Source organism: Pseudomonas sp. W2Jun17 (genome assembly GCF_023127795.1).
GTDB classification, from domain to species: Bacteria; Pseudomonadota; Gammaproteobacteria; order Pseudomonadales; family Pseudomonadaceae; genus Aquipseudomonas; species Aquipseudomonas synxantha_A.
In genome coordinates this window covers 34,974-54,970 of record NZ_SPKO01000027.1, presented here as the reverse complement: position 1 = coordinate 54,970, position 19,997 = coordinate 34,974, and the positions used below count along the sequence as shown (strand labels likewise).

The following is a 19,997-nucleotide window of genomic DNA, read 5'->3' as shown; positions in this document are numbered from 1 at the left end:
AAACAGAGTGAAGTGCGATGCTCGCCACCCGTTTGACCCTGATCTGCCACGCCATCACGCCCCTGCAAAAACATGGGCGTTTTCCCGACGATGAGTCCGTCTCGATGGACTGGCAAAGTGCTGCTTGCTCCCTGGCCGGACGCTACAAAAAACAGCCACGCCTGCTCTGCGGCCCCGAAGCCAGGGCCCGCCAGACAGCCGGCTTGTTCGGCGCCCACGCCGAGGTTGAAGTGGCGTTGCGCGATGTTGATCTCGGTTTATGGAAAGGCCAGGACATCAGCCAACTCGATAGCCAGGAATTAAAGGCCTGGAGCGCCGACAGCACCCGCGCACCCCATGGCGGCGAGTCGGTGGATCAGCTCTGTGCGCGTGTGGGCCAATGGCTCGAATCTCTCGAAACCCACCCTGGCCATACAGTCGCCGTGACCCACCCGTTCGTGATTCGCGCCGCGATGCTCTCCGTCATGCAGTTCCCGGTCTCGATGTTCTATCGGATCGACGTCGAGCCCCTGTCGGCCACTGAGTTGCGCTTCAATGGCGTGTGGCGCCTGCGCCTGGAAACTCACGCCTGACGTGCAGATCATGGCAAAATCAACGCCCCGCACTGAGAGCACCCCATGAAACGCATCCTGATCATCGGCATTGGCGCCGGCAACCCTGACTACATCACGATGCAGGCCGTGAAGGCGCTGAACCGTACCGACGTGTTCTTCCTGATGGACAAGGGCCAGAGCAAGGACAAGCTGATCGACCTGCGCCGTGAGATCTGCCAGACCTACATCACCGAGCCCGGCTACCGTTTTGTCGAGGCCGATTGCCCTGAGCGCGTACGCGGTGACATCGACTACACCACCGCCGTGCAGGACCTTAACCGCGATAAGCAGCACACCTTCGAGCGCATGATCAACGAAGAAATGGCCGACGGTGAAGTGGGGGCGTTCCTGGCCTGGGGGGATCCTGCGCTGTACGACAGCACCATTCGCATTTTGCAGGCGATCCTGGCCAGTGGCCGGTGCGTGTTCGAGTTCGAGGTGATCCCCGGCATCACCAGCGTGCAGGCGCTGGCGGCCCAGCATAAGGTGCCGTTGAACCGTATCGGCAAGTCCGTCGAAATCACCACGGGACGTCGCCTGGCGGCGGGGCAGGCCAGTGATGCCGATACCCTGGTGGTGATGCTCGACGCAGAAGATTCCTACCGCAGCGTGGCGGATCAGGACCTGGATATTTACTGGGGCGCCTACCTGGGCACGCCTGACGAAATCCTGATCAGCGGTAAAGTGGCCCACGTGGCGCAAGAGATCGAACGGGTACGCAAGGCGGCGCGCCTGGAAAACGGCTGGATCATGGACACCTATTTGTTGCGCAAACCCTGAGGTAAATCCGATGCTCAAACAGCTTGCCCTCGCATTGGCCCTGGTGGCCGGCGCCGTTCATGCCGATACCGGCTTGCACACCGACTTGCCGTTGTCCTACCTGGAACAAACCCAGAGCGATGCGCGCAATCAGCCGCTGGTGATCTTCCTGCATGGTTTTGGCAGCAACGAGGAAGACCTGTTTGGTATCAAGGACGCGTTGCCATCCACCTGGACCTACCTGTCGGTGCGTGCGCCGCTGCCGGTGGAACCGCACGGTTATCGTTGGTTTACCAAGACTGATGAGCCTGAGTACAACGGCGAGACCGATGAACTGTTCAGCAGCGCCCGACTGATCAAGGACTTTGTGGTCAAGGCCACGGCCAAGTACCACACCCAAAGCGATCGGGTATTCCTGGTGGGGTTCAGCCAGGGCGCGATCATGTCTTACGAGGTGGCCTTGCGTGAACCCGAGTTGGTACGCGGTATCGCCGCGCTCAGTGGCAGCGTGTTACCGGTACTCAGGTCTGCGCTGAAGCCTGATGCGTCCATGGGCAAACTGGCGATTTTTATCGGCCATGGCACTCTGGACCAGGCGCTGCCCTTCAGCTCGGCCACGCAGGCAGATAAGGTGCTGGTGGGGTTGGGGCTCAAGCCGGAGTTTCATGAATACCCGGGGATGAATCACACGATCAGCGAAGCGGAAGTGCAGGACTTGAAAGCCTGGCTAGAGAAAAGCTTGAAGTAAAATGCAGTAAAAAATGTGGGAGGGGCGGTTACTTGCCGCCCGTAATCTGCTTCACCAATGCCGCATGCCCCTTCACATCATCGGCCCGGGAAATCGCCTGGATCACTAGCAGATGGTTGCCGGAACCACCCAGGAACGTGGAGTTCAAGGTCTTGCCGCCGCCCTGGGTAGCGCTGCTGTCAACCTGGCGCAGGCCCAGGCCCTTGTAAGTGAGTTTCTTCTCGCCCAGCTTCTTGAAGTCGGGCAGGGCGGCGCTCTGGTCCTTGACGAAATCGGCCACGGCACCATCGAGGAACTGCGGGTCGTTATCCTTGATGGTTGCCCCATCGTTGCGCACGGTTTCGGCGACGATCACCACACTTTTCGTTGTCGAGTTGGCATACAGCGTGCCCTGGGTATCAGCGGTGCCGTCCTCAGCCTTGCCGGAGGGCAGGGTGTCAGCGCTGTAAGCCTTGGGCAGGTTGAAGGTGAACTTGCCACCCAAGGTGGAGATTTTTTGCGTGGTTGGCTTGGCGGCAGCGAACACGCTGCCGGCGGTAAGCGCGAGGGCCAGCAGCACTGCGGTCTTGGTGAACGTGGCCATGTGGCGCTCCAGGGATGAACGAAATTGCGGCGTATTCTGTCAGAAAATTCGCAATTTCGTTCATTCTCCATGTCACACCTTGTCGGACTCTTCCTCAAGCCTGTCCATCTCAAACAAGCGCGCCAGTTCCGTACGGGCTTCCTGAGCGGTTTGCATGACTTTGGCTGCATCGTCGTACACCGCGTGTTGCGCGGCGAGCACTTGCTGGTCGTGGGTCTTGAAGCGGTTGATGCGCGCGTCGGCCTGAGCCTGGCTCAAGCCAAGGCCGACCAGGGTGCGGCGGCTCATTTCCAGGCTGGAGTAGAAGGTTTCGCGCACCGGTGAAGCGTCCAGGTCCACCAAGCGGTGTACGTGCTGGCGGTTACGGGCACGGGCGATGATCTTCATGTGCGGGTAGAGGCTGCGCACCAGAGCGGCGGTCTTGATGTTGATCTCCGGATCGTCCATGGCAATGACGAAGAATTCCGCCTGATCGACCTTGGCCGCGTGGAGAATTTCCGGGCGCTGGGGGTCACCGTAGAACACCGGCATACCGCCAAAACTGCGGGTCAGCTCGATGGTTTCCACGGAGGTGTCGAGGGCGATAAACGAAATGTTCTGCGCCCGCAGGATCCGCGCCACGATCTGGCCCATGCGCCCCATGCCGGCAATGACCACGCGGGGCGCGTCGCTTTCGATGGCGCGGTATTCCTCCGGCACTTCCACCGGCTTGACCTTGGGTTTGAACAGCTTCGGACACACCAGCAGCAACAGCGGGGTCAAGGCCATGGACAGGGTGATGGTCAGCACCAGCACATCGTAAAGGTGTGGTTCGAACAGGCCTTGGTCGCGGCCGATCTTGAACACCACGAAGGCGAATTCACCCCCGGCTGCCAGTACCACGCCGAGGCGCAAGGCGCTTTCGCGATTGAGATCGCCGACCATGCGGCCAACGGCGTACAGCAGGGGCAGTTTCAACCCGATCAACAGCAGGGTCAGGCCGATCACCACCAGCGGCGTACTGAGCAGCAGGCTGAGGTTGGCGCCCATGCCCACGCTGATAAAGAACAGCCCCAGCAGCAGGCCCTTGAAGGGTTCGATCTGGGATTCCAGTTCGTGGCGGTATTCCGAATCTGCCAGCAGCAGGCCGGCGAGGAACGCCCCCAGGGCCATGGACACGCCCACCAGCTCCATCAGCCAGGCGGTGCCGATCACCACCAGCAGCGCGGTGGCGGTGGATACTTCGCGCAGGCCGGTTTTGGCGACGATGCGAAACACCGGACGCAACAGGTAGCGCCCGCCGATGATCACCACGGCGATGCTGCCCAGTACCTGCATGCCATGGCGCAGGCCCTCGGCTTCGGTGGTTGGGTGACTGCCACCGGCCAGCAAGGGTACGAGGGCGATCAGCGGGATGGCCGCGATGTCCTGAAACAGCAGGATGGCGAAAGCCAGACGCCCGTGGGGCTGGTTAAGCTCCTTGCGCTCGGCCAGGCTTTGCAGGCCAAACGCGGTGGAGGACAGCGCCAGGCCCAGGCCCAGCACGATGGCACTGTTCCATGGCTGGCCAAACAGCCACAGCGCCACCGCGCCCATGACCAACCCAGTGAGCAGCACCTGGGCCAGGCCGACACCGAACACGGCCTTGCGCATCACCCACAGGCGTTTGGGCGATAGCTCCAGGCCGATGATGAACAACAGCAGCACCACACCCAATTCAGAGAACTGCGCCACGCTTTGCGGGTTGCCGATCAGGCCGAGTACCGACGGGCCGATGATCACACCGGCAAACAGATAGCCCAGCACCGCACCTAGTTGCAGGCGCTTGGCCAGGGGCACGGTGAGCACGGCAGCGAGCAGGAACACTACGGCCGCTTGTAACAGGTTGCCTTCATGGGGCATTGCGAACTCCATTGTTTACTTGAATCAACGGCTAACCGCAGAGGGAAATAGGGCGCTATTAGAACGCTTTTTCACATTTTGAAACTTGTATTTTTGTCGCGACAGTCAATGGATGTTGGTTGTTACCCCATTCGATCACGGGTTTTACGAAAGTATTAATACCATTTAATTCAATGACTTTTCCGTGGCTCTACTAACGTTTCGACAAACTGGATTGTTAGTCAACACGGTCAGGTATTTCGAATTCGATGCGTGTGGAAGGTTAAACCCGGGCTTTTTACGCATTCATGGACGAAACGCTTGCACCACAAGGAGTAGAACGTGGATAGAAGACTTGCGACTGCCGCTGTACCTCGTATTTCTGCGCTTTCTCTTGCTATCCGCCTGGGCGTGGCCGGTTTGGTCATGGGCTTGGCGAGCCCGGATGTGTTCGCTGCCTGTACCCCGGCAAGTCCTGCAGCCGGCGCGACGGTGACCTGTACGGGCGTGCCGTCATTGCCATTGTTCCTCAACACCTTCAGCAGCGCGGTCAACGACCTGACGGTCAACGTCAGCGCCGGAGCGCAACTCAATGCGACGCTGGGCGGCAAAGCGTTGACCCTGACGGGTAACAACGCGACGTTGAATAACTCCGGCACCATTGACCCGGCACTTCTGGGATTGGTTTCAGTGCTGAGCGGTGGCGTAGTGATCGGCAACACGGCAGCCAGCGCGTTGAACATCACCAACACCGCCACCGGCATCATGCGCGGTACCGGTGCGCTGCTCGGGCTCAACCTGGCCTCGCTCGATGGCATGGCCCTGAACGCCACCAACGGTGCAGGCGGCATCACCACCATCGTCAACAACGGCACCATCGGCTCTTCGTCCTTGCTCGGCCTGACCCTGTTCACTTCCGACACCCCAGTGGTGGCGGTGCAAGGCGGCGGGCAAGTCAACATGACCAACAACGGTACCCTGACCGGGCGCGTGGCGTTCGAAAGCTCCACCGCTGGTAACACTTTCCTCAACACTGGGACTATATCCGGCGGCGTGTCGATGGGGGCCGGTAGCACCAACACCTTCACCGCTGTCACCGGTTCAAGCGTAACGAACGGCGGCGGCATCGGCGCGAGCCTGGGCGGACTGCTCGGTGTGAACCTGACATTCGCGCCCACCGGCCAAGTGGATGGTGGCGCGCTGGGCAGCAACACCTTGATCTTGCAGAACACCACGGGTGTCGGCGGCGGTATCACGGGGACTGGCACAGCGTCGAGCGCCAACTATGTCAACTTCAACAACCTGACCATCAACAGCGGCACCTGGACCCTGCAAGGGCCTTTGGTCAGCGGCAGCACGACCCTCAATGGCGGCATTTTGCAGTTCAATAACAACACCACCTTCGGCACTGGTGTGTTGACCGCCAACGGCGGGACCATCGAGGCCACCGGCAATGGCTTGACCCTGTCCAATTTGCTGACCCTAGGCACTGGCGGCTTGACGGTGCAGGGTGCCTCGACCGGGCTGACCCTCAGCGGCGTGCTCTCGGGCGCGGGCGGCTTGACCAAGGCCGGTACCGGGCAACTGATCCTCAGCGGCGCCAATACTTACACAGGTGCGACGAACCTGGCCGGCGGTTCGGTGCAACTGGGCAATAACCTGGCCTTGAGCAGCAGCGCAGTGACGGTCAGTGCAGCCACCACCTTGCAGGCCCCCGGTACTGTCAGCCTGGGTAATGCGCTGACCCTGAACGGCAACCTGACCACCGACGTCGCTGGCGCGCTGACCTTGGGCGGTGCGATTTCCGGCGCCAGTGGGATCACCCACAGCGGTGCGGGCAGCCTGACTCTCAATGGCGTCAACAGCGGCTACAGCGGCACCACCAGCCTGGGCGCCGGCACACTGGTGCTGGGCAATAACACCGCATTGGGCAGCGGTGGCTTGAGTGTGACGGGTGCCGCGAACCTTGATGCTGGCGGTGCGTCGTTACTCACCAACAACGTGGCGCTGGGCGCCAACCTGACGCTGACCGGCACCAACCCGCTGACGTTGGGCGGGGTGATGTCCGGCGCCGGCAGCTTGATCAAAACCGGTGCGGGCCTGTTGACCTTGACCGGCAACAATACGCGCACCGGGATTACTGCGCTGAATGCCGGTGGGCTGGTGGTAGGTTCCGCTACCGCGTTGGGTTCCGGAGCATTAAATGCGGCGGCGGGCACGACCCTGGACGCCAGCACGGCCGTCACCTTGACCAATGCGGTCAACCTGGCGGGCAACCTGGGCATCGGCGGCACCGCCGATCTGACCCTGAGCGGTGGCATCAATGGTGCCGGTAGCCTGACCAAAGCCGGCGCGGCCAACCTGATTCTCAGTGGCACCAATGGCTTCCTGGGTGGCACCACCTTGAATGCAGGCACACTGACCGTCGGCAGCAACTCGGCGCTAGGCCTTGGCGACCTGACTGTCGGCGGCGCGGCGACTCTGGACAGCAGCGCGGCGGTTGCGCTGAGCAATGGAATTGTCCTCAATGCCGGGCTGACCGTTGGCGGCACCAATGCGCTGACCCTGGGCAATACGATCAGCGGCGCGGGCCCGCTGATCAAGGACGGCCTGGCCAATCTGACCCTCAACGGCACCAACACCTTCAGCGGTGGCGCCACCCTCAATGCCGGTACCTTGACCCTGGGCACAGCGGGCGCGCTGGGCAGCGGCGCCTTGACGGTCGGCGGCGCAGCCACCCTGGATAACAGCGCGGCCTTCGGGATCGGCAACGACATTGCACTGAATGCCGACTTGAGCCTCGCGGGCAATAACGACCTGGCGCTGAACGGCGTGATCAGCGGCGCGGGTGCGCTGATCAAAAATGGCCTGGCCGATCTGGCGCTGTCGGGCAGCAACACCTTCACTGGCGTCGTGGATATCCTGTCTGGCAGCGTCACGCTGTTGAGCGCCGATGCCCTGGCGGGCAGTTCCGGCGCCAACGTGGCAGCCGGTGCGGCGCTGAACCTGAATGTCGATTCCAGCCTGGCCGGCCTCAGCGGCACGGGCGACGTGGCGGTGGGCGGTGGTTTCAATCTCACCGTAGGCGGCCTGAGCACCAGCAGTACCTTTGACGGTAGCCTCAGTGGCGCGGGTGGCTTGATCAAGGTCGGCACCGGCACGCTGGACCTCACCGGGATCAACGGCATCAGTGGTAACACGGCGATCAACGCAGGCACCTTGAACCTCACCGGTTCCCTGGGCAGTGCGGTGGTTGACGTGAATAGCGGCGGCACGCTGACCGGCAGCGGTTCGCTGTTGGGTGCGGTGAATATCAACAACGGCGGGCACTTGGCCCTGGGTAGCGGCGCGACCTTATCCGCCGGCAGCTTGAACATGAGCGCCGGCGGCAATCTGGATGTGGCCCTCGGTGCACCTTCGCTGACTTCGTTGCTGAATGTCGGTGGCAATGTGAACCTGGCCGGTAACCTGAACGTCAGCGATGCCGGTGGTTTCGGTGCCGGTGTGTATCGGTTGATCAACTACACCGGCAGCCTGGCCGGCGCATTGAACGTCAACAGCGTGCCGTTGGGCTATGGCCTGGGTGACCTGTTGGTACAAACCTCGGTGGGCAGCCAGGTCAATCTGGTGGTGTCGGCACCGAACATCCGTTTCTGGGACGGCAGCAACACCGTGCCCAACGGCAGTGTTGACGGTGGCAGCGGCACCTGGACGGCGGGCGGCACCAACTGGACCTCGTCCGACGGCATTCTCAACCAGACCTGGGGCGGCGGTTTTGCGGTGTTCCAGGGCGCGGCGGGTACCGTCAGCGTGGAGGGTGCGCAGACCCTTACTGGCATGCAATTCGTCACCGATGGCTACAATCTGGTCAGTGGCACCGGGGGGCAATTGAGCACCGGCAGTGGCAACTTCGCGGTGCGTGTCGACCCGCTGGCAACCGCGACCATTGGCGTCGATATCACCGGGGCAGGTGCCCTGAATAAACTCGATACCGGCACACTGGTACTCGGTGGCGCCAACAGCTACACCGGTGGCACCTTGCTCAATGGCGGTACGTTGGTGGTCGGCAGTAACACCGCGCTGGGCACTGGCGCCCTGACCGCTGCGGCGGGCACCACGCTGGACAGCAATACCGCGGCAGCGCTTGGCAATGACGTCACCCTCAACGGCGACCTGAACCTGGCGGGCAGCAACGCGTTGGCGCTCAACGGCGTGATTGGCGGCACGGGCGGCTTGATCAAAAATGGCGCGGCCACTGTGACCCTGGGTGGCAGCAATACCTTCCTTGGCCCGGTGGCCTTGAATGCGGGTGGTCTGGTGCTGGCGGCCAATAGCGCGTTGGGCGCTGGCGTGCTCAATGCGGCAGGCGGTACAACCCTGGATGCAAGCACTGCGCTGAGCGTCAACAATGCAATCAACCTGGCGGGCAATCTGGGCATCGGCGGCACCGCCGACCTGGCCCTGACGGGGGCGATCAATGGCGCCGGCAGCCTGACTAAAGATGGCGCTGCCAACCTTACCCTGACGGGTGCCAATGCCTTTCTCGGCGGTACCACACTGAACGCCGGGACGCTGACCCTGGGCAATGCGGCGGCGCTGGGGCTGGGCAATCTGATCGTTGGTGGCGCCGCAACCCTGGATAACAATGCAGCCTTGACCATCGGTAACAACGCCGTCCTGAACGCGGCGCTGACCGTAGCCGGCAGCAATGACCTGACCCTGGGTGGCCTGCTCAGTGGCACTGGCGAGCTGGTCAAGAACGGCGCCGCCGACCTGACGCTCAACGGCGTCAACACTTATCAAGGCGGTACCACCCTCAATGCGGGCACCTTGACCCTCGGTACGGCAGCGGCGCTGGGTACCGGCGCCTTGACGGTCGGCGGTGCGGCCACCTTGGCCAACAGCACACCGCTGGTGCTGGCCAACGCGGTCAACCTCAATGCAGGCCTGACAGTGGGTGGTCTCAATAACAACTTGACTCTCGCAGGTGTGCTGACAGGCAGTGGTGACCTGATCAAAACCGGCACGGCTGATTTGAGCCTGACTGGCAACAACACCTTCAACGGCTTGTTCGATGTGCAATCGGGCAGCCTTACCACCGTGGGCAATGGGGCATTGGGTGTCGGTGCCGGCGTCAATCTGGCGGGCGGTACCTCCCTGAACCTGGGCGGTACCGCCAGCCTGGGCGCGCTCACCGGCACAGGGCTGGCGACAGTCGGGGCGGGCAGCACGTTGAGCGTTGGCGGTAATAACCTCGACAGCACGTTCGACGGCGTATTGGCCGGGCTCGGCAACTTTGCCAAGGACGGCACGGGCGCCCTGACCCTCGGTGGCCTCAGCGCGCTCACCGGCGATACGCTGGTCAATGGTGGCAGCCTGCTCGTCAACGGCTCATTGGCCAGCGCCAATGTGAGCGTGGGCAGCGGCGCAACCCTGGGCGGTACCGGTACCTTGCTGGGCAATGTGGTCATCGCCGATGGCGGCCACCTGGCGGTCAACTCGGGCGCTACCCTGACCACCGGCTCGTTGTTGCTCAATGCCAACTCCAACCTGGATGCCGGCCTTGGCGCGCCATCCACCGGCGGTACGGCACTGGTACAAGTCAACGGCAACCTGACCCTGGACGGTACGCTCAACGTGAGTGACATCGGCGGCTTCGGCACCGGTATCTATCGCCTGATCGACTACACCGGCGGCCTGACCAACAACGGCCTGCAACTGGGCAGCCTGCCGGTGAATATCCCGGCCGCTGACCTGGACCTGCAAACCGCCATCGGCAACCAGGTCAACCTGTTGGTCAACGGCAGTACCAACGTGCAGTTCTGGGACGGCAGTCAAGTCACCGGCAACGGTGCCATCGAAGGCGGCAGCGGCACCTGGAGCGCAGGCACCGGCAACTGGACCGGCGTCAACGGCGCATTCAATACAACCTGGGCGCCGAACAGCTTTGCGGTATTCCAGGGCACAGCGGGCACCGTCACCGTTGACGGCGCGCAAGCTATCACTGGGTTGCAGTTCGTCACGGATGGCTACAACCTGGCGGGTGGCACGGCGGGGGCCTTGACCCTGTTCAATGGCACCGGCGGCAACACCGCCGTGCGGGTCGACCCTGGCGTCACCGCGACCCTGGGCGTCACGCTCAATGGCGGCGGTACCCTGGCCAAGCTGGACACCGGCACCCTGGTACTCAACGGGGCCAACAGCTACACCGGTGGCACCGAGCTCAATGGCGGCACGCTGGTGGTCGGCAATGACAGTGCCCTGGGCAGTGGCGTGTTGACCACCGCCAATGGCACCACTTTGGACAGCAACGCTGCGGTCAACCTGGCCAACAATGTGAACGTCAACGGTACGTTGACTGTTGGCGGCAGCAACGCCTTGACCCTGGCCGGCACCGTGGCAGGCACCGGCAGCCTGATCAAAAATGGCATCGCCAACCTGACCCTCAGTGGTAACAACACCTACGCCGGGCCAACCGCACTCAACGCCGGCGCCTTGATCCTGGGCTCCAATAGCGCACTGGGCAGTGGCGCGTTGAACGCGGCAGCCGGTACCAGCCTCGACAGCAGCACCGCGGTGGCTTTGGCCAATACCCTGAACCTGGCCGGTAACCTGGACATTCTGGGAACTGCCGACCTGAGCTTGAACGGTGTGGTCAGTGGTGCCGGCGGCCTGACCAAAACCGGTGCGGGCAACCTGACCCTTAATGGCGCCAATGCCTATCTCGGTGGCACCCAACTGAACGCGGGGTCGTTGACCCTGGGCAACGCATCGGCCCTGGGCAGCGGTGCCCTGGCAGTCAATGGCGTCGCGACCCTGGATACCAGCGCTGCACTGGCCCTGGCCAATATCACCAGCCTGAATGCTGCGCTGACAGTCGGCGGCAGCAATGATCTGAGCCTTGATGGCGTAGTTGATGGCAGCGGTTCCCTGACCAAGGCCGGCGGCGCCAACCTGACGCTCAACGGCGCCAACAGCTACAGCGGTGGCACAACCCTCAATGCCGGTACATTGACCTTGGGCAACGCCACGGCTCTGGGGTCGGGCGCCTTGACCGTCGGCGGGGCGGCGACCCTGGCCAACAGCACGCCGCTGGTGCTGGCCAACGCGGTCAATCTTAATGGCGACCTGACCGTCGCAGGCAGCAATAACCTGACCCTGGCCGGGGTACTGGCCGGCAATGCGGCGCTGATCAAAAATGGCGCGGCGGACCTGTTGCTCACTGGCAATAACAGCTTCAGCGGCCCGCTGACTGTGGCCGGCGGCAGCGTGACTACGTTGGGTAACGGCGCACTGGGCAGCACTTCCGGCGTTACTGTCGGCAGCGGCGCCAGCCTCAACCTGGGCGGCAATGCCAGCCTCAACACGCTGGCCGGCAACGGCACGGTGCAGGTGGCGGGCGGTAGCACGCTGGCGGTGGGCGGCAGCAACCTGGACAACACCTTTGGCGGTTCGCTGGGCGGCACCGGTGGCCTGGATAAAAACGGCAGCGGTGTGCTCAACCTGAGCGGCACCAATGGCATCAGCGGCGCCGCCAACGTCAACGGTGGCACCTTGAATGTCACAGGCTCGCTGGCCAGTGCCACGGTGGCGGTCAACAACGGCGCGACCCTGACCGGCAGCGGTGCTCTTGGTGGTGCCGTGACTGTCGCCGACGGCGGCCATATCGGCCTGAAAACCGGCAGCACGCTGTCGGTGGGCTCGCTGGTGCTGGGCGGCAACTCCAATCTGGATGTCGGTCTAGGCACCCCAGTTGTGGGCGGCGGCACCGGGCTGCTGAATGTCGGCGGCGACCTGACCCTGGACGGCAACCTCAACGTCACCGATATCGGCGGCTTTGGCAGCGGCGTCTATAACCTCATCAACTACGGCGGGGCGCTTACCGACAACGGGTTGACCCTCGGCATACTGCCGGGCAGCGTGGTGCCGGGCGATCTGCAAGTGCAGACCGCCATCAGCAACAAGGTCAACCTGCTGGTGACTGCACCTAACACTACTGTGCAGTTCTGGGATGGCAATAACCTGATCGGCAACGCTGCCATCGACGGTGGTAACGGTACCTGGGGCGCCGGTAATACCAACTGGACCAATGTCGACGGCACGCTCAACCAAGGCTGGACCAATAGTTTCGCAGTGTTCCAGGGCGCAGCCGGCAATGTGACGGTGGACGGCACGCAAAACATCACCGGCATGCAGTTTGTCACCGATGGCTATAACCTGGCCTCCGGCACGGCGGGTGTGCTTAACCTGGTCAATGGCGGCACCGGCAATACCGCGGTGCGCGTCGATCCGAACGTGACCGCGACCCTGGGCGTCACGCTCAATGGTGCCGGTACCCTGGCTAAGCTCGACAGCGGCACCCTGGTGCTCAACGGCGCCAATGGCTACACCGGCGGCACTGCGCTCAATGGCGGCACCCTGGTGGTCGGCAACAACAGTGCCCTGGGCACCGGCGTACTGACTGCCGCGGCGGGCACCACCCTGGACAGCAACGCGGCAGTGAGCCTGGCAAATGCAGCGGTACTCAACGGCGCCCTGGCGATTGGCGGCAGCAATGCGCTGACCCTCAATGGTGGCATCAGCGGCAGCGGCAGCCTGGTGAAAAACGGCGCTGCAACCTTGACCCTCAATGGCACCAACAGCTACAGCGGCGGCACTGGCCTCAACGCCGGTCAACTGGTGCTGGGCAACAACGCCGCACTGGGCAGCGGTGCCCTGACTGTCGGCGGCGCTGCGCAACTGGATGGTGGCACTGACTTGCAACTGGCCAATGCCGTCAATCTGGGCGGCCCGCTGACCCTGGCCGGTAGCCATGACCTGGCCCTCAACGGCGTCGTCAGCGGCACAGGCAGCCTGGTGAAAAACGGCAGCGGCGCCTTGCTGCTGGCGGGTGCCAACACCTACGGCGGCGGCACCACGCTCAACGGTGGTACCACCACCGGCAACACCAACAGCCTGCAAGGCGCCATCGCCAACAATGCGGCATTGACCTTTGAGCAAGCCACCGACGGCACCTACACCGGCAACCTCACCGGCACTGGCGTACTGAACAAAACCGGCACCGGCGCGTTGCTGCTGACCGGTAACAACACCTTTACCGGCACTACCAACGTCAACACCGGCAGCCTGTTGGTCAACGGCACCTTGAACAGCGCTGCGGTGCAAGTTGCCGGCGGCGCGACCCTGGGTGGCAGCGGCACCTTGGGCGGTGCGGTGAGCATGGCGGACGGTTCGGTGCTCAAGGCGGGCTCGGCGACCCCACTGTCGGTGGGCTCGCTGGCCTTGTCGTCGGGTACCACGCTGGACTTCGCCCTCGGCGCGCCGGGTGCTTCGAGCACTGCGGTGAATGTCGCTGGCAACCTGACCCTGGACGGAACGCTCAACGTCAGTGATGCCGGCGGCTTCGGTCTGGGTGTGTATCAACTGTTCCGCTATGGCGGCAGCTTGGTCGATAACGGCCTTACCTTTGGCACCTTGCCCGTCGCCTTGGGCAACGTGAGCCTGCAAACCGCGCTGGCCAACCAGCTCAACCTGGTAGTGCAAAATGCCCCAGGGCAGATCCAGTTCTGGAACGGCGGCACCACCAACCCCGACGGCACCATCACCGGTGGCAGCGGCACCTGGGGCCCCGGCACCAACTGGACCGACCCCACCGGTACCCAAGGGCAGGCGTCCACCAACCAGTTCGCGGTATTTGGCGGGCAGGGCGGCACCGTGACGGTTGTCGGTAACCAAGGCTTTACCGGCCTGCAATTCCTTGACGCCGGTTACACCCTGACGGCCGGCGCTGGGGGCAGCTTGAGTCCGACCAATGCGGCGGATGGCAGCCTGGCTGCGGTGCGGGTCAACTCCGGCGTGACTGCCCAGATCGATGCACCGCTGGTGGGAACCGGTGGGATCAACAAGTTGGATTCCGGCACGTTGCTGCTGACCGGCGCCAATACCTACACCGGCGGCACTACGGTCAGTGGCGGTACGCTGGTGGGCAATACCACCAGCCTGCAAGGCAGTATCCTCGACAACGCCAGTCTGGTATTTGCCCAAAGCAGTAATGGCCAATTCAACGGCACCTTGAGCGGCACCGGTGCGGTGGTCAAGCAAGGCACCGGTGCGCTGTTGCTGACCGGCAACCAGCCGTTCAGCGGGACCGTAGCGGTGCAAGAGGGCGTACTGCAGGTGGGTAATGCGGCCAACCCAGGTGCGGTGCTCGGTGGCCAGGTCACCGTGGCCAACGGTGCGGGCCTGACCGGCAACGGCAGTGTCGGTTCGCTGGTCAACAACGGCTCAGTGACGCCTGACGGCGGCAAGTTGACCGTGGCCGGCAACTTCACCAACGCCAGCACGGGCGCGCTGAACCTGGTGATTACCCCATCCACCACCGGCTCCCTGGCCGTGGGCGGCACTGCCAACCTGGGCGGCACCTTGAATGTGATCAATTTGGCACCGTATGCCGGCGCGACCACCTACACTCTGCTGACTGCGGGCGCGGTCAACGGCACCTTTGCCACCACCAACCTGGAGAACCTGGCGTTCCTGACTACCGCGTTGAACTACAGCCCAACCCAGGTGGCACTGGCGGTCAGCCGCAACAACGTCAGCTATGCCAGTGTGGCGGCTACCGCTAACCAGCGCGGCGTGGCGGCGGCCTTGGGCAGCGGCGCAGCCGTCGGTGGCGTGGCGGTGCAGAACGCGTTGCTCAATTCTGACGTGGCAGGAGCGCGTGCAGCCTTCGACAGCTTGTCTGGCGAGATTCATGCCAGCACCGCCAGCGCGATGCTCGAAGATTCGCGTTACGTACGTGACGCGGTCAACGAGCGTATGCGCCAACCCGGTTGCTACCGCGAGGACGACCCACGCAATGCCCTGGCGCCAAGCGAAAACCGTCTGACCAGTGCCGGTTGCCACGGCGAGATGGTCGGTTGGATGCGCGTGCTCGGCACCTGGGGCCATATGGGCGGTGACAGCAACACCGCCAAGCTGGACCGCAATCTCAGCGGCTTCCTGCTGGGCACCGACAAGCAAGTGGACGACGCCTGGCGCGTCGGTGTGGCCGCCGGCTACACCCGCAGTGATCTGGATGCCAAGCGCCGCAACTCTAGCGCCGATGTGGACAGCTACCACTTGATGGCCTACACCGCCTACCAGCAGGAAGCCTTCGCCGCACGCATGGGCGTGGCGTACAGCTGGCATGACATCGAAAGCAAACGCAACGTGGCGGTCGGCGGTGAGGGCCAACGCCTGAAAGCCGACTACAAGGCACGCAGTGCCCAGGTGTTCGGTGAAGTCGGCTACACCATCCAAACCGCCAGCGTGGCCCTGGAACCGTTCGCCGGCCTGGCCTACGTCAACTACGACAGCGATACGATCAAGGAAAAAGGCGGCTCGGCAGCCCTGCGTGGCGATGCCGACCAGAGTATTACCTACTCGACCTTGGGCGTACGCATCGGCCAGACCCTTACCTTGGGCAACGGCTCGAAAATCACCCCACGGGGCAGCATCGGCTGGCGCCATGCCTTCGGCGATACCAAGCCTGACGCCGACCTGAGCTTCATCAATGGCGGTGGCTCGTTCAGCACCCAGGGCGTGCCGATTGCCAAGGACAGCGCGGTGGTGGAGGCGGGCCTGGACTACCAGATCAGCCAGAACGGCAAGCTGGGCCTGGGCTATTCGGGTCAACTCTCGCGCAACGACAAGGACCACGCGGTGACGGTGAGTTTCTCCCTCGGTTTTTGATCAAGGCCGAGTTTTTTCAACCGCCCGAAAGGGCGGTTTTTTTTTGAAGTAATACTGGTTCCTGAATGCACAGAGTTTATTGCTCACCCGCCAGGCTGAAGAATGTACACACAATTTCTTCCGGAGCGCGGCTGGTGTGGCGTGCTCGACTCGGGTTATTCCCGTTGTCCTGAACGTGGCTAACGCCCGTCAGGATTCACCTTCCTTGCGGGCACTGTTTGTTACTATCGCCATCCCTTGCCAACAGGAGTCACCGGCCCATGCAACACCAGTGGGATGAAATGCACCGCACCCGCAAGCCCACATTCGTTCTATGTGGCGAGCCCCAGGGGGATGTGCTCAATCTCTATGTTCACGGTTATTCGGCCTTCTTCAACCGCCAGCAACTGGGCAATTTCAAGGCACAACTGGCGGGTATCGAAGGCTCGACCAACCTGATGCTGTTCTGGCCGGCGGGGCACTTTCTGGAAAACCTGTTCGCGCCGTTCAAGGATGTAATCGCTTCGATGCTCGGCGGTGGTGGCCTGGGCGCAGCGACGGTGGGCGTCGGTAGGGCGATTGCCTATTTTCTTGACCATTACAAAAGTGTCGAGGCGCGGGTCGATGAAGTGGCCAGGACCTTGTTGCCTGAACTGGCCGGCTACCTGCACGACGAGGCGCTGCCGGTGCGGCGCATCAACCTGATCGGTCATTCCCTGGGCGCACGTATTCTGGTCAAGAGTCTGTTGGCCAGCCCCGATATCGCCCGCGAGCTGCCGTTGAATAACCTGTTGCTGATGGGCGGGGCGATCTGTACGTCAAGCCCTTGGGATGACGTGTCGGCGCCGCTCAAGGGCCGGCTGATCAACTGCCATTCCAGCAAGGACTGGGCGCTGGCCTTGAAGCCGGATAGCGAGCGCTGCATCGGCCGTTATGCGATTGACGTTACGCCTGCACTCAAGACCAAGGTCACCAATGTGCATCTGGCCAGCTTCGATCATGCCGCTTATTGGCCGCAATTGAAGACGGTGGTGCAGTACACCGACTTGCTGCAGGAGCGCCGTGGTCTGATCCGCGCTGACCTGCGCAGCAGCGAAGTGCGCTTTGCCGAAGAAGATGCCGAACTGTTCCCGGCGCTGGTGCAGGCGCGTCCTGAAGAGCTGAAGTTCCTCGCCGAGCTGATGGCGCAAAAGCGCAGTGCCTCGATCGACGCCAGTGTGCGTGAACCGCTGAAACTGGCCATCGAGTTGCAGCGCATGGGCGGTGACAGCTTCATGAACCTGGCCCGTGGTCACGGGGTGAGCTATCGCCAGATTGCCGAGGAGGTGGCGCAACGCCTGGGCATCAAGTTCGACGAGCCACTTCAAAGCGTGGCGCTGGCGGATATCGAAGCGCAGGTCGCTGAAAAACTGATCGAGCAGTACAAGGACAAACTCAGCCGCACCGACCGTCAGGCGTTCGACGCCGAACTCAAGGCCGCCGCGCAAAAAGAACAGGGGTTGTTCACCCGCTTCGACGTGGGTCGTTCGGCCACCACAGCCTTGAGCGGTACCGCGCTGGCCGGGCTGACCGGGTTTATCCTGCGTCGGGGTGCAGCCACGGCGATTCCGGTGGTGGGCCAGGCGCTTGCTGTGGCGATGTTGCTGGTCAGCGGCGTGCGAGCGTTTTCCGGCCCGGCGTATTCGATCACCACCTTGGCGGTATTGGTGGTCGGTGTGATTCGTCAGCGCATGGAGCGCGAGGCGCTGAACCAGGAGCTGGACTTGGTGGTGCAAGTGGTAGAGGCCTTTGATTTGCCGCGCGATACGGTGATGCGCACAGTCGCGTCCGACTGATAAGCTGCTGCCCAAGCCTAGTGTATTGTCTGGAATTGCGCGTGAAATTCAACCTGCCGAAAATCGCTACCGCTCCGTTCTGCCCGCCGGAAGTGGCCGGCTCTGTTGCCGTTGACCCCAAGGCGTCCTTTTTCAAACGCATGTTGATGTTCGCCGGCCCCGGCTTGTTGATCTCCATTGGCTACATGGACCCGGGCAATTGGGCGACCGCCATTGAAGCCGGTTCACGCTACGGCTACAGCCTGTTATTTGTGGTGCTGCTGGCCAGCCTTGCGGGGATGGCGGTGCAGTGCCTGTGCTCACGGTTGGGCATCGCCACTGGCAAGGACCTGGCGCAGCTGTGCCGCGAGCGTTACAGCAAGCGCTCCTCACGTACCCAGTGGCTGCTGGCGGAAATCTCCATCATCGCCACCGATCTTGCCGAAGTGCTCGGTTGCGCCCTGGCGTTTCACCTGCTGCTTGGCGTGTCGCTGACCACCGGCATTGTCATCACCGCCTTCGACACGCTGTTGATCCTGGCCCTGCAAAACCGCGGTTTCCGCCGCCTTGAAGCGATCATGCTGGCGCTGGTGGCGACCATCGGCGTGTGTTTCTTTATCGAACTGGTGCTGATCAAACCCTACTGGCCCGACGTGCTCAGCGGTTTCACGCCTTCACTGTCGGCGATCAGCGACGCGGCGCCGTTGTACCTGGCGATCGGCATCCTTGGCGCCACGGTCATGCCCCATAACCTCTACCTGCACACCTCCATCGTGCAGACGCGCCTGATCGGCAAGGACCTGGCGAGCAAGCAGGACGCGGTCAAGCTGGCGCGTATCGACACCATCGGTTCCCTGGCTCTGGCACTGTTGGTCAACGCAGCGATCCTGGTGCTGGCCGCTGCGGCGTTCTACAAGACGGGCCATACCGATGTGGTGGAAATCCAGGACGCCTATCACCTGCTCGACCCACTGGTAGGTGGCGCCTTCGCCAGCATCCTGTTCGGTATAGCGTTGCTGGCGTCTGGGCAGAGTTCGACCTTTACCGGCACCATTGCCGGGCAAGTGATCATGGAGGGCTACCTGAACCTGCGCATACCCTGCTGGCAACGCCGCCTGATCACTCGCGGACTGGCGTTGATCCCGGCGTTCCTTGGGGTATGGCTGATGGGCGACGATGCTATCGGCAAGCTGCTGATTCTCAGCCAGGTGGTACTCAGCCTGCAGTTGCCGTTCGCGCTGTATCCACTGATTCGCATGACCGGTGACAAGCTGTTGATGGGGCCTTTCGTCAATCGATTGCCCACGCGGCTGTTGGCGTGGTTCCTGTTCGCGGTGATCAGTGGGGCGAATGCGTGGTTGATTGGGCAGTGGTTGTTGGATTGATGATATAGGGCCGCTGGAATACAGGCCTACACCAACATTGCCAATGAGTCTGCGGCATTTTCAATCAGCTTGTGAGCTTTGCCGGATAGTCTGGGGTCATCGTTGAGCGCCCACAGCAGAATATGGGTATCCAGCAACAGTCTCACGAGTGGTTGCCCTCGAATGCATCCAGTAAATCGCTAGGTAGTGGCGCGTCGAAATCTTCAGGGATGACCAGCTTTCCCTTCATTGCGCCAATCCGCTGTCCGTTGGATTTACCCACGGGCACCAGCTGTGCCATTGCGCGCCCATGCTTGGCAATGGTGATGATTTTACCGGCGGCGGCATCGTCGACCAATTTGGACAGGTTGTTTTTTGCCTCACCCAGAGGAACGGTAATCATGTTGTCTTCCCCGTGTTTTGGCCAAATATAGCCAAGACTACGTGAGCTATCAAAGACGGCTCGACCACCGGCCAAAGCTGCTCGTTCCGCGCGTGATGGTTTGTAATACACGACATCCATGGCATATCTCCAAGAAAGAACAAACCAAAGTCTGCCCCAGC

At 62.5% G+C, this 19,997-nt stretch carries 9 protein-coding genes and 1 pseudogene; 6 read left to right on the top strand and 4 right to left on the bottom strand.

The genetic code is table 11. The features are described from left to right. The first annotated feature begins 17 nt into the window (after positions 1 to 17). Genes E4O98_RS16845 through E4O98_RS16835 form a run of 3 tightly spaced genes read left to right on the top strand, consistent with a single transcriptional unit; the run spans position 18 to position 2,100 of the window. A complete protein-coding gene (locus tag E4O98_RS16845; protein ID WP_032876371.1) occupies positions 18 to 572 on the top strand; it encodes a histidine phosphatase family protein in 555 nt (184 codons plus the stop codon). A 45-nt stretch (positions 573 to 617) separates the two neighbouring features. Further along, positions 618 to 1,373 carry a precorrin-6A synthase (deacetylating) gene (cobF, locus tag E4O98_RS16840; RefSeq protein WP_005787570.1) on the top strand — a complete coding sequence of 252 codons (756 nt, stop codon included), beginning with the start codon at positions 618 to 620 and terminating at the stop codon, positions 1,371 to 1,373. 10 nt (positions 1,374 to 1,383) lie between these two features. Next, positions 1,384 to 2,100 (top strand): alpha/beta fold hydrolase, encoded by a 717-nt coding sequence (locus E4O98_RS16835; RefSeq protein WP_032876368.1) that lies wholly within the window; start codon positions 1,384 to 1,386, stop codon positions 2,098 to 2,100. A gap of 28 nt (positions 2,101 to 2,128) precedes the next feature. On the opposite strand, the gene E4O98_RS16830 is transcribed toward E4O98_RS16835, so the two are convergent. Continuing rightward, on the bottom strand, positions 2,129 to 2,683 hold the full coding sequence (locus E4O98_RS16830; protein WP_032876365.1) for a hypothetical protein: 555 nt from the start codon (positions 2,681 to 2,683) through the stop codon (positions 2,129 to 2,131). Positions 2,684 to 2,755: 72 nt separating this feature from the next. Next, on the bottom strand, positions 2,756 to 4,564 hold the full coding sequence (locus E4O98_RS16825; protein ID WP_248135748.1) for a monovalent cation:proton antiporter-2 (CPA2) family protein: 1,809 nt from the start codon (positions 4,562 to 4,564) through the stop codon (positions 2,756 to 2,758). A gap of 321 nt (positions 4,565 to 4,885) precedes the next feature. On the opposite strand from E4O98_RS16825, the gene E4O98_RS16820 reads away from it, so the two are divergent. The 3 genes from E4O98_RS16820 to E4O98_RS16810 all read left to right on the top strand — a co-directional run bounded on the left by E4O98_RS16820 (position 4,886) and on the right by E4O98_RS16810 (position 19,454). Further along, on the top strand, positions 4,886 to 16,276 hold the full coding sequence (locus E4O98_RS16820; protein ID WP_248135747.1) for an autotransporter-associated beta strand repeat-containing protein: 11,391 nt from the start codon (positions 4,886 to 4,888) through the stop codon (positions 16,274 to 16,276). Positions 16,277 to 16,536: 260 nt separating this feature from the next. After that, the gene (locus E4O98_RS16815) at positions 16,537 to 18,090 is read left to right on the top strand and encodes a DUF726 domain-containing protein (protein ID WP_248135746.1); all 1,554 of its coding nucleotides are present in this window, start codon (positions 16,537 to 16,539) and stop codon (positions 18,088 to 18,090) included. Between the two features lie 41 nt (positions 18,091 to 18,131). Then, complete coding sequence (locus tag E4O98_RS16810) at positions 18,132 to 19,454, top strand: Nramp family divalent metal transporter (protein ID WP_248135745.1); 1,323 nt, start codon at positions 18,132 to 18,134, stop codon at positions 19,452 to 19,454. Between the two features lie 47 nt (positions 19,455 to 19,501). Here E4O98_RS16810 and E4O98_RS16805 read toward each other — a convergent pair. Together E4O98_RS16805 and E4O98_RS16800 are read right to left on the bottom strand one after the other, a co-directional pair. Continuing rightward, positions 19,502 to 19,600, bottom strand: a pseudogene (locus E4O98_RS16805) (PIN domain nuclease); the annotation flags it as partial. Beyond that, positions 19,597 to 19,956 (bottom strand): type II toxin-antitoxin system prevent-host-death family antitoxin, encoded by a 360-nt coding sequence (locus tag E4O98_RS16800; protein ID WP_248135744.1) that lies wholly within the window; start codon positions 19,954 to 19,956, stop codon positions 19,597 to 19,599. The gene E4O98_RS16800 and the pseudogene E4O98_RS16805, both read right to left, overlap by 4 nt. Positions 19,957 to 19,997 lie beyond the last annotated feature (41 nt).